Genomic DNA, 8,879 nt, shown 5'->3' with positions numbered 1-8,879 from the left:
GTGAGCTCAATCTGTTGATCTTCCGTCAATGGCTGTTGCCGAAACACGAGCACGGCATGCTCGTCAATCGCCGCAACAATTTCGTTGCGCTGATCATCGTTCAATGGCTGCGCCAGATTGATTCCGGAGACCTCGGCGCCAAGGCGGGCGCCTACGGGGCGAATTGACATTTGCATGGCATCTCCTTTTTAAAATAACGGACATAGTGTCCGAAAAGAAGGTGCAGAGTAACAGGCGTCGCTACGTTGAGCACCCGTGTTAACGCGTAAACTGTGTGTATTTACGGGAAAACATCAGGCGCGACGTCTTTGGGGCAGGCGGCACTCATGCTCGCTGTGCATTAAATTGGACGACATGTCCAAAAAATATGGATCAAGGTCGCCTGTGGCAGGGTCGCCGACAAGCAGTTCGAGGCTCCTTTGTTCGAGAGTCAAGGGAGACGGTTGGCCAATTCGAGCGTGAGCAGCCTTTGACGCTCGATGGTGTGACGGGCTTCAGGGGAGGGCAAACTGCGTTTCGAGGTGAGTCAAGGCCAAGTGCGAACCGGCCGACCGTGTGGCGTGCGCGCGGGTGTATCGGCGGCTTTGAAGTGTGCCCAATTACGGTCGATTGGGCGCCACCAAGTTACTCGTCGTAGTGGGAGTGTGCTGCCGTAGCGGAGTTGACGCGTGACATTTCCGCTCGACTAGGCGAGCAGATACTCGCGCGCTAGTGTGCGGGCACGGTGGAGGCGGCTTTTGGTCGCCGAAGTTGACAGTCCAATGCGCGCTGCAATTTCTCCGATGGTGAGCCCTTCGAAGTCGCGTAGGAGCAAGATGTCGCGGTAGTCCGCCGGCAATGACTCAAGTGCATCGACAAGTTCGCGCCTAAGCGCATCATTATCGCGTTCACCCAGCCAACGTTCGACCTCTTCCTCGTTGTAGGGGTCGTAGTTTAACGCTCGGCGACCGAGACGCCGGCATTCGCGGCGAACGATGCTAAACAGCCAGGCGGAGAATGCTGCGACCGCGCGCACGGATGTGAATTTCCGCGATACGATCAGCAGCACCTCCTGGACGGCGTCGTCCACATCCGAGATGAAGCAGTTGCGCTGGGCATAGCGGCGCACGTCGGGCTGGTACATCCGCAGTAACTGCTCCAGGGCGGCCGGGTCGCCCGCGCGAGCCGCTTCCACTACGGCCAAGCGCTCTTCGTCGGTGGACATTTTAGGGCTTGATCTGTTTGTCCAGGCGCCGCCCCACCATCGCGCAGGCCGGGCAGAAGCCGATCAGCCCTGAGATAACGATGCCGATTGCACTTAGCGCAAACGCAATCGAGAGGATGCCTTTCAGAAATGTAAGGGAAAGTGCGGTAGCGACAACACCGAGGACAATACGGACGATACGTTCCAAAGTCGGGACATTCTTTACGTAGAGCATGGTAGTGCATTCCTTTTAGGAGCCGAGAGATGGCCTCTCGACAGCTAAGAGGCGGCACAGTCGCAAAGTGGTTCGCGCCCCAATTTTTATAGTGAAAATTTTTTGCGGTCGACGGATGTGTCGACCGACTCCTGCGCTCGAATCACGTTGCGTCCCATTGGTTGCTGTTCAGCACCTCAGCTGACGGCCGTACGTTGGCCGCCTGTAATGATGCGTGCACACGATTCGCACATTGCTGCGAATGCCGATGCTGCTGGGGTTAGAGGCGGGTCCGCTCGATAAACGAGGCAGTTGTCAAATTTTGGCGACGCTTCCTGCAGATGAAGTGCAACGACTTGAGAGCCAAGCAGCCCGCGCTTGACCATAACGGCCGGCAGGAGAGCGAGCCAGTCGGTCCCGGCGATCAGCGCAGCGACTTGCGTAAACGACTCACACGTCGCCGCAATGCGCGGCACCGGCAATCCCTGTTCCGCGTAGAAGCGAGTCACTGTGCCGCCCGGACCACCGGGCGAGCCGAGCAATATCCACTCGCAGTCAACCAAGTCAGTGAGGGCGCGTGCATTCGCTTTTGGGTGGCCACTTCTTCCTACTACAACCAGTTCACTCTTGAAGAGCGACTTTGTCTTCAGCCCGGGCGCCGTGAGTTCATCTGGCAACGCCGTGACTACGACCTCGATCAGTCCTTGCTGTAATGCGGGCAGCATTTGCTCGTGGAACCCGCTCATCAATTTCAGCTTTACGCCCGGAAACCGTGTGTGAAAGTCCGGGACAACGAGCGGCAACAAGACGGCGGTTGGCGTTGGGCCAAACCCCACGTGAAGCGTCACGTCGTATCCATTTCTGCCCTGCTGCGCCTCTTCGACCGCACGGCGTGCTTCGCGGTCGATAAGGTGCGCCCGGGCGAGAAATCGCTTGCCGTCAGCTGTCATAACAACGCCATGGGAGGACCGCTGAAGAAGTACCACCCCGAGTGTCGCCTCGAGTGCTTGGAGGCTACTCGTCAGCCCCGCCTGTGACACACCGAGCTCACGCGAGGCGCGCCGCAAGCTGCCCGATTCAACAATCGCAATGAATGCACGTAGCTGCTGGAGAGTCATTGGTCAATCTGTCCTCAAGGTGATCGATTCAGTCTATCACGATCGCAAAAAGCTGACTTCCGTCGATCACCCTCGGTCTCTAAGATGAGCCTCACAAACGTGGCGGAGACGTCGCTCCCGAATTCATCGGATTTTTCAGAGGGGTAAAGCAATGAAAACGCAGGTTGCCATCATCGGTGGCGGGCCGGCAGGGATGCTCCTGTCGGAAATGCTGCATCGCGCTGGCATTGACAGTGTCGTAATCGAACAGCGCAGTCGCGATTATGTGCTCTCGCGCATTCGTGCAGGTGTGCTCGAGCACGGCACCGTAGAAGTGTTGAGAGCCAACGGCCTGGGCGAGCGCATGGACAGCGATGGTCACATACACGACGGGATGCGGATTGTTTGGGGTGGCGAGGAGAGTTTCTTCATCGACGTTAACAAACATCTCGGCAAGCAGTTCATGGCCTACGGCCAAACCAATATTCAGGAAGACCTTTTCGCCGCCGCAGATCGACGGAACGCGACGATCTTTGCGGAAGCACAGGACGTTGCGCTGCTGGATGTGGATTCCGAGCGGCCGTACGTCACTTTTGATCACCACGGCACAAGGATGCGCATCGACTGCGATTTCATCGCCGGCTGTGATGGCTTTCACGGGGTCTCCCGTCGCGCGATTCCGCCGAGCATCTTGCGGGAATTCGAAAAGGTGTACCCGTTCGGGTGGCTCGGTGTGCTTTCTGAAACTCCGCCGCTGAACGACATTATTTATGCAAATCATGAGCGTGGATTCGCACTCGCTTCGATGCGTAACCCGATGCTCAGCCGCTACTACATCCAGGTTCCGCTCGACACCCAGATTGAAGACTGGTCGGACGAGCGGTTCTGGGACGAGTTAAAGGCGCGTTTTCCGAAAGACGTTGCGGATAGCATCGTGACCGGTCCGTCGATTGAGAAATCGATTGCGCCGTTGCGCAGCTTTGTGGCCGAACCGATGCGGCATGGACGCCTTTTCCTTGCGGGAGACGCTGCGCACATCGTGCCGCCGACCGGCGCGAAGGGGCTCAACCTCGCAGTATCTGACGTGTTCTATCTGTCGCGCGCATTCACGGCGTTCTACCAGCAGAACTCGAGCACGCTGATCGACAGCTATAGCGAAATGGCACTCCGCCGTGTGTGGAGTTCCGTGCGCACATCATGGTATTTGACCAACCTGCTGCACCGATTCCCCGGTACGAACGAATTCGAGCAACGCGCGCAGGAGTATGAACTCCACTACCTGAAATCGTCATTCCACGCACAAGCGGCACTTGCCGAGCAGTATGCGGGGTTGCCCTTCGAGGAGGCGGTGTGATCACATCCTTGCAAAGCGTTCGCCCAAAGACTGAATCCCGGGAGTATAGCGATATACCGGGAACCTACGTGTTTGACGGGCTCCATCATCGCAGTGGATATGCCATCAACATGTTTTGTAAATCGCTTGACGTAGCGGAAAATCGTGACGCCTTTCGTGCAGATCCGGAAGGTTACCTCGATCGTCTTCCCGGAAAAACGATGAGCCGCGAGCAACGCCACGCAGTGCTCAGCCGTGATTGGCTGGCCATGTTGCGGCTCGGTGGAAACATCTACTACACGTTCAAGCTTGCGATTTTCGACGGTCTCTCAATGCAGCATGTGGGCGCGGCGATGTCGGATCCTGTCATGACCGTCGACCAATTTCGTCAAATGATGATTGATGGTGGGCGGCCAATTGCCGGAAATCGAAGCAAACAGGAGCGCGGCAATGGCTAAGCTTATCGGAGGTGTCGGTACGTCGCACATTCCCGCGATTGGTGCCGCAGTTGATAAAGGTCTCACGCAGGATCCTTACTGGAAGCCGGTCTTTGATGGAATGGACGCCGCTCGCCAATGGATCGCAGACGTCAAGCCGGATGTATGCATCATCGTCTACAACGATCACGCATCGCGCTTCGCGCTTGATCTCATTCCAACTTTTGCGATTGGTGTTGGCGAACGGTTTGAACCGCACGACGAAGGATACGGTCCTCGACCCGTTCCCGTGGTCGAGGGCGATCCGGACTTCGGCTGGCATCTCGCAGAATCGCTGATTCAAGACGAATTCGATATGACGATCGCCGGCGAGATGACGGTCGATCACGGCTTGACCGTTCCGATGTCTGTGATGTTCGGGCAGCCTGAGGCATGGCCGTGCAAGGTGATCCCGCTGTGCGTGAACGTAATTCAGTATCCTCCGCCGAGTGGCCAGCGTTGTTACAAGCTTGGGCAAGCGATACGACGTGCCGTTGAATCCTACGATAAGGACATTAAGGTCGCGATATTTGGCACTGGTGGATTGTCGCACCAATTGCAGGGCGAGCGAGCTGGTGTGATCAATGCTGAATACGATAACAAATGGTTGGACCGATTCGTCGACGAGCCGAGCGAAGTCGCAAAGATTGGTCATGTTGAACTTCTTCGAGAAACGGGATCGGAGGGTATTGAGTGTGTAATGTGGCTCGTGATGCGTGGGGCCCTCAGCGAGAGCGTAAGCGTGGTGCATCGCTTTTATCACGTGCCGGCCTCAAATACGGCTTACGGGCTGTTGGTTCTCGAGGACAAGTGAGATCGCGCTATGCAAACTCCTATCCCGTGTTTGTTTATGCGCGGCGGAACGTCGCGCGGGCCATTCTTCAATGCTGCAGACCTACCCGAAGATATTGCGACTCGTGATCGCATTCTGCTTTCGGTAATGGGCTCCCCCGACAAACGGCAGATCGATGGCCTGGGCGGCGCACATCCTCTTACCAGTAAGGTAGGGATAGTTAGCCGTAGCAGTCGTGAGGGGGTCGATCTTGAATTTCTCTTCGCACAGCTCCAGCCCGATAAGGATACTGTCGACACGTCGCCGAATTGCGGAAATATGCTTGCCGCAGTGGTGCCATTCGCGATCGAGACGGGTATGGTCGAGCCGAACAGTGGGAAGGCCACTACCACGGTGCGCGTGCTTACTCTCAACACTGGTATGCAATGTGACATCACGGTACATGCGCACAACGGCCAAGTGGAATACGAGGGTTTCGTTCGCATTGACGGTGTGCCGGGTACCAGTGCGCCGATCCATATCAATTTCCTTGATACAGCGGGCTCGGTTTGCTCGAGTCTCTTGCCGACAGGAAATGTGCGAGACGTGATTGACGGCGTTGAGGTGACATGCATCGACAACGGTATGCCGTTGGTTGTTGTCCGTGCAGACGACCTCGGGTGCACCGGATACGAGCCGGTGGTCGAACTAAATTCGAACGACGATCTGAAGCAACGTATTGAACGGCTTCGGATCGCGTGTGGCCACGCCATGGGCCTCGGTGATGTCGCGGAAAAGAACTACCCGAAGATGACGCTGGTGGCCCCGCCACTTGCCGGAGGAAGCATCAGCACGCGGAGCTTCATTCCTCACGTATGTCACGACGCAATCGGCGTACTTGCAGCAGTGACAGTTGGTACCGCATGCGTTATCGAGGGATCGATTGCAAATGGTGTTGTGAAACTGCCGGCTGGTGAGACCAAGAAAGTTTCTGTTGAGCATCCGTCCGGCGAATTCAGCGTGGACCTTCAAGTCGATTCTATCAATCCACAAAATGTAACAAAGGCGGCGCTTCTGCGAACGGCGCGACTCTTGATGCGCGGAGAAGTCATGGTTCCCGCCTCGGTTTGGAGAGGACACACGAAATGATTATCGATTGCCACGGCCACTATACGACTGCGCCGAAAGCCCTTGAGACATGGCGCACTTTGCAGATCGCTAGCCTTCAGGCGCCTGAGCGGGCGCCGAAAGTGCAAGATCTCAAGATCAGCGATGATGAGCTCAGAGAGTCGATTGAGCTGAATCAGCTTCGCCTGATGAAAGAGCGTGGTTCCGATCTGACGATTTTCAGCCCCCGCGCAAGCTTCATGGCTCACCATATTGGCGACCTTGCGACTTCACAGGTGTGGGCCGAGATTTGTAATGAGCTTTGCTACCGCGTGAGTCAACTGTTTCCCGACAATTTCATCGGGGCAGCGATGTTGCCACAGTCGCCCGGTGTTGATCCTCGCACTTGCATCCCCGAAATCGAGCGATGCGTTCGGGAATACGGTTTTGTCGGAATCAACTTGAATCCGGATCCCTCGGGTGGTCATTGGAAGGAGCCGCCGCTGTCCGACCGACATTGGTATCCGATCTATGAAAAGATGGTCGAGTACGACATCCCCGCGATGATCCATGTCAGCACTAGTTGCAACGCATGCTTTCATACGACCGGTGCCCACTATCTCAATGCGGATACGACGGCGTTCATGCAATGCCTTGCTTCCGATCTATTCAAGGATTTTCCAACGCTGAGGTTTGTGATTCCGCACGGCGGCGGCGCGGTGCCTTACCACTGGGGGAGATTCCGTGGGCTCGCGCAGGAGTTGAAGAAGCCGCTACTGGAAGAGCATCTTCTGCAGAACATCTTTTTCGATACGTGTGTCTATCATCAGCCAGGCATTGACTTGCTAACCAAGGTCATTCCGGTGGAGAACGTTTTGTTCGCGTCCGAGATGATTGGAGCCGTTCGTGGAATTGATCCAGAAACTGGCTTCAATTACGACGATACGAAGCGATACATCGAATCGTCAACGATTCTTTCTGACGAAGACCGCCACAAAATCTATGAAGGCAACGCACGTCGCGTTTATCCGCGCCTTGACGCAGCCTTGAAAGCGAAAGGACTTTGAATATGAGTATGAACGAGTTGGGAATCGTCAAGCGGAACATCAATCGTGCAGATCCGGCGGCGGTCGAAAAATTGTCTCGCTTTGGTGTAGCGACCATCCACGAGGCGATGGGTAGAGTTGGCTTGATGAAGCCATACATGCGTCCAATCTACCCGGGCGCACGGCTCTGTGGCACAGCAGTGACGGTGCTGCTGCATCCCGGAGATAATTGGATGATGCATGTGGCGGCAGAGCAAGTGCGTCCAGGCGATGTTGTTGTCGCTGCATGCAGTGCCGACTGCGAAGACGGATTTTTTGGGGACTTGCTCGCGACTTCGTTTAGAGCGCGAGGAGCAGTTGGCCTTGTTATAGATGGCGGCGTGCGCGACGTGGTGGACCTAACTGCAATGGAGTTCCCTGTATTCTCGCGAGCAATCAGCGCTAAGGGCACAATCAAGGCGACTCTGGGGTCGGTGAATGTTCCCATTGTGTGCGCGGGAGCGGTGGTGAATGCCGGCGACGTTGTGATCGCAGATGCGGACGGTGTGGTGGTGGTGCCGGCATGGCTAGCACAAAAAGCGGCCGACGCCGCCGAGGCGCGCGAGAGCAATGAAGAAATGAAACGGACAAAGCTCGGTGCCGGCGTGTTGGGACTGGATTTGTACAACATGCGAGAAACGCTAGAAAAGGCGGGGCTTAGGTACGTCGATTGAGGGGGACCGAATTGGACAAGTCAGATGACCCCCTGCGATGGCACGTTGGCCTGATCGGTTATGGCGAAGTCGGACGGATCCTTGCTGAGGATTTGGCAGCACGCGGCGTTGCGCGCATCAGTACGTATGACGTGAAGGTAGGTAAGGACGATGCAAGACTACGCGAACACGCGGAGCAGTATGGTGTTCATGTAGTCGACTCTCACGAGAATCTCGCCGCGAGCGCTGACCTCATCATTTCCGCCGTCACGGCGAGCCAGACAATTTCGTCAGCCGAAGCGTGTGCTTCAGCCGTTCGACCAGCGGCTTGGTACCTGGATTTCAATTCTGCGTCGCCGGAGGCGAAAATTCGGGCTGCGAGTGCAATCACTTCCGCAGGCGGCCAATATGTAGAAGGCGCCGTAATGACGTCTGTTCCACCCTACCGGATTCGAGTACCGATTCGTTTGGGGGGCGGGGCCGCATCGCAGCTTGAGCCACATCTCACAACGTTGGGATTCGATGTAACGGTTGCATCGACAACTCTCGGTGTGGCGTCGGCCACAAAAATGTGCCGGAGCGTAATGATCAAAGGTCTTGAGGCGCTGGTGATCGAAAGCTTCACTGCGGCACGCGCATACGGAGTAGAGGATGACGTCATAAAGTCACTCACCGAAACATTTCCCGAAATCGATTGGGAAAAGCATGCAACGTATTTCTTTCAGCGAGTTATCGAACACGGCCGCCGACGAGCCGAGGAGATGCTTGAGGCGGCCGAAACGGTACGAAACACCGGCCTGACTCCATGGGCGGCTAGTGCGACGGCGGAGCGTCAGTCGTGGGTCGCCCAACTCGCGGATAAGGAAACGTTCAGCTATTCGAGCGAAGCCGAGCTTACTTTCCGACAAAACTGGCGTGCTGATGCTGACAAGATTCTCAAAGATTTGAGGGACTCGTAA

The 8,879-nt window shown here is 56.3% G+C and carries 11 protein-coding genes; 7 read left to right on the top strand and 4 right to left on the bottom strand.

The annotated features are described in order from the left end of the window. The 4 genes from ACV22Z_RS34115 to ACV22Z_RS34100 form a co-directional block, all read right to left on the bottom strand. Positions 1–170, bottom strand: a 170-nt coding sequence (locus ACV22Z_RS34115) for a TauD/TfdA dioxygenase family protein (protein ID WP_448080658.1), incomplete at its 3' end; no start/stop codon positions are given. A 515-nt stretch (positions 171–685) separates the two neighbouring features. Then, positions 686–1,204: an RNA polymerase sigma factor gene (locus tag ACV22Z_RS34110; protein ID WP_448080653.1), complete on the bottom strand. Its 519-nt coding sequence runs from the start codon at positions 1,202–1,204 to the stop codon at positions 686–688. Position 1,205: 1 nt separating this feature from the next. Further along, positions 1,206–1,418, bottom strand: a complete 213-nt coding sequence (locus ACV22Z_RS34105) for a YgaP family membrane protein (protein WP_448080652.1) — start codon at positions 1,416–1,418, stop codon at positions 1,206–1,208. A 176-nt stretch (positions 1,419–1,594) separates the two neighbouring features. After that, positions 1,595–2,515 carry a LysR substrate-binding domain-containing protein gene (locus ACV22Z_RS34100; RefSeq protein WP_448080651.1) on the bottom strand — a complete coding sequence of 307 codons (921 nt, stop codon included), beginning with the start codon at positions 2,513–2,515 and terminating at the stop codon, positions 1,595–1,597. A gap of 151 nt (positions 2,516–2,666) precedes the next feature. On the opposite strand from ACV22Z_RS34100, the gene pobA reads away from it, so the two are divergent. Genes pobA through ACV22Z_RS34065 form a run of 7 tightly spaced genes read left to right on the top strand, consistent with a single transcriptional unit; the run spans position 2,667 to position 8,879 of the window. Further along, positions 2,667–3,848, top strand: a complete 1,182-nt coding sequence (pobA, locus tag ACV22Z_RS34095) for a 4-hydroxybenzoate 3-monooxygenase (protein ID WP_448080650.1) — start codon at positions 2,667–2,669, stop codon at positions 3,846–3,848. After that, positions 3,845–4,285, top strand: coding sequence for a protocatechuate 4,5-dioxygenase subunit alpha (gene ligA, locus ACV22Z_RS34090; protein ID WP_448080649.1), 441 nt, complete (start codon positions 3,845–3,847; stop codon positions 4,283–4,285). The genes pobA and ligA overlap by 4 nt, the downstream gene beginning before the upstream one ends. Further along, positions 4,278–5,117 (top strand): class III extradiol dioxygenase subunit beta, encoded by an 840-nt coding sequence (locus tag ACV22Z_RS34085; RefSeq protein WP_448080648.1) that lies wholly within the window; start codon positions 4,278–4,280, stop codon positions 5,115–5,117. Before ligA ends, ACV22Z_RS34085 begins: the two co-directional genes overlap by 8 nt. 9 nt (positions 5,118–5,126) lie before the next feature. Next, on the top strand, positions 5,127–6,224 hold the full coding sequence (locus ACV22Z_RS34080; RefSeq protein WP_448080647.1) for a 4-oxalomesaconate tautomerase: 1,098 nt from the start codon (positions 5,127–5,129) through the stop codon (positions 6,222–6,224). Next, on the top strand, positions 6,221–7,249 hold the full coding sequence (locus tag ACV22Z_RS34075; protein WP_448080646.1) for an amidohydrolase family protein: 1,029 nt from the start codon (positions 6,221–6,223) through the stop codon (positions 7,247–7,249). Before ACV22Z_RS34080 ends, ACV22Z_RS34075 begins: the two co-directional genes overlap by 4 nt. 2 nt (positions 7,250–7,251) lie before the next feature. Beyond that, complete coding sequence (gene ligK / locus ACV22Z_RS34070) at positions 7,252–7,941, top strand: 4-carboxy-4-hydroxy-2-oxoadipate aldolase/oxaloacetate decarboxylase (protein WP_448080645.1); 690 nt, start codon at positions 7,252–7,254, stop codon at positions 7,939–7,941. Between the two features lie 11 nt (positions 7,942–7,952). After that, positions 7,953–8,879, top strand: a complete 927-nt coding sequence (locus tag ACV22Z_RS34065; RefSeq protein ID WP_448080644.1) for a DUF1932 domain-containing protein — start codon at positions 7,953–7,955, stop codon at positions 8,877–8,879.

This window comes from Burkholderia sp. PU8-34 (assembly GCF_053427725.1).
Note: the sequence above shows the minus strand (reverse complement) of the source record. Positions and strands in the feature narration are given on the sequence as shown.